Raw genomic sequence first — 2,564 nt, 5'->3', positions numbered from 1 at the left:
AAAGCGCACGCACTCGCGTTCGCGGAGCGTGTCCGTAAGGACTCAGGGGCTGACCTTATTGGGAGATAATTCCGGAATATCTCAGCATATGCAGCGTCAAATGATACTTATAAGGTCAGTTGCTCGCTGATGTTCGTTTTTAATCAGATTATATTAATTTTGTCAATAATAAATATACAAAACTTATTTTAGACTCTTTTATAAATAACAACATGCATGTCAAAACAATTTTGATTCTGGCAGCGAATCCTACCAATACCTCAAGGCTACGACTGGATGAAGAGGTACGGGAAATTGATGAGGGATTACGACGTGCAAACAAACGAGAGCAGTTCAACCTAGAGCAGAAATGGGCAGTGCGATCGCGAGACTTTTACCGAGCAATCCTCGATTATCAGCCCCAGATTGTACACTTGTGCGGGCACGGTGCAGGCAAAGATGGTATCGTCCTGGAAGATGAGACGGGACAGGCAGCATTGATCCGGGCAGATGCATTGGCGAGTATGTTTAAGCTGTTTGCCAGCAAAGGTGTCGATTGTGTCCTTTTAAACGCTTGTTACTCAGAAGTGCAAGCTTCGGCAATTAGCCAACACGTCAACTATGTGATTGGCATGAATAACACAGTTGGGGATAAAGCAGCCGTTGCCTTTGCTGTAGCGTTTTACGATGCAATGGCTGCTGGGGAAGGTGTGGAGTTTGCCTATGAGCTTGGCTGCTCTCAAATGATAACTTTTGTGGAGCAGCAAACTCCGGTACTCAGAAAAAAAGAGTTAATTACTGTCACCACACAGCCAGAAACGGAAGTTATTCCCCCCAACCCTTACCAAGGATTGTCTGCATTTGGGGAAGAGGATGCAGCATTCTTTTTTGGAAGAGAAACGTTTGTGAATGGCTTAGTTCAAGCGGTTCAGAAACAGCCTTTGGTAGCAGTGATTGGTCCTAGTGGGAGTGGCAAATCTTCTGTAGTGTTAGCGGGACTGATTTCACAGTTGCGGGAACAGGGAAGTTGGCTGATTGAATCTTTCCGTCCTGGGAACCAACCGTTTTATCAGCTTGCTTCTGCATTGGTGAGTCAATTAGAACCGAAAATGGGTGACACTCAACAACTGCGGGAAGCAGCTGGACTAGCAGCAGATATGCAGCAGGGCAAAGTCACCTTGCAGCAGGTGGTGTCTCGCATTACAGAACGCAATCCGGATAAACGTCTGTTGCTGTTTGCAGATCAGTTTGAGGAACTCTACACCCTTTGTCAGGTGAAGGAAGAACAAGAGCGCTTTGCTGATACGTTGCTCGAAGCTATTCACCAGAAAAGTTTAACACTGGTTTTCACTTTACGGGCTGACTTTTACGGCTATGTGCTTTCCTACCGTCCGCTTCGGGATGCGTTGCACGAGTTTACACCACAACTGCTGAGTTCCATGAATCAGGAGGAACTACAGGCGGCAATTCAGCAACCGGCACAAAAGCTGGAAGTACAACTAGAGGATGGACTGACTCAACGAATTCTCGATGATGTGGGGCAAGAACCTGGTAACTTGCCATTGTTAGAATTTGCCCTCACCCGACTGTGGGAGAAGCAGGAAAACCGGGAGCTAACTCACCAAGCCTACGATGAAATTGGCGGTGTCAAAAAAGCTATAGCCAATCATGCTGAACAGATTTATCAACAACTGAGTGAGGCACAACAGAAGCAGGCACAACGAATTTTTCTGCAATTAGTGCGTCCGGGGGAGGGGACAGAGGATACTCGGCGGCTAGCAACCCGTGCGGAAGTTGGGCAAGATAATTGGGGATTGGTGAGTTATTTAGCAGGATATCAAGCACGTTTGGTTGTGACGGGACGCCATGAACAGGAAGATACGGTGGAGGTGGTGCATGAAGCGCTGATTCGGGAATGGGGAACCCTGCGAGAGTGGATAAATGCTAACCGTCAGTTTCGCGTTTGGCAGGAACGGCTGAAGGTAGCATTACGTGAGTGGAAAAATAGCAACCATGACTCTGGGGCGTTGTTGCGAGGTGTGCCATTGACGGTGGCGGAAGATTGGCTGCACAAACGCGCGGATGAAATGACGCAGGAGGAGCGAGATTTTATTCAAGCTAGCGCACAACAACGGGATAAGGAGAAGCAGGAACTCGAACGCAGCCGGCGACTGGCAATTATCGTACTAGGTAGCTTCTCTGTGGTAGCTTTGAGTTTGGCAGGGATTGCTGGCGTGGGCTGGTGGAGTGCGGCAATCAGTCAAATTAATTCTCTTACTAATACTTCAGATGCGCTTTTGAACTCAAATGGGCGAGAAGCCGTAAAAACAAGTTTAAAAGCTGTTGTACAAATGGAAGGTACACCCTGGGTAGGGGCAAATACCCGGACGCAGGTGGAACTAGGATTAATGCATACAGTTCACAACGTCGCAGCCCCAAACACCTTGGGAGGACACGCAAAGCAAGTTAATGGTGTCAGCTTCAGCCCGGATGGCAAGATGCTGGCTTCTGCAAGTGCTGACAACACGGTGAAACTGTGGGACACCAGCACCGGCAAACAAATCAAAACCCTGACTGGGCATACA

Annotated in this window: 1 protein-coding gene; it reads left to right on the top strand. The window is 48.1% G+C overall.

The genetic code is table 11. The features are described from left to right. Positions 1–212: 212 nt before the first annotated feature. Positions 213–2,564 (top strand): NACHT and WD repeat domain-containing protein (locus AACT52_RS11100; RefSeq protein ID WP_143173028.1); only part of this gene is annotated, 2,352 nt, incomplete at its 3' end.

The organism is Scytonema sp. HK-05 (genome assembly GCF_963872035.1).
Classification (GTDB): domain Bacteria; phylum Cyanobacteriota; class Cyanobacteriia; order Cyanobacteriales; family Nostocaceae; genus Kalymmatonema.
The sequence above is the reverse complement of the archived record's forward strand: the minus strand, read 5'-3'. Positions and strand labels throughout refer to the sequence as shown.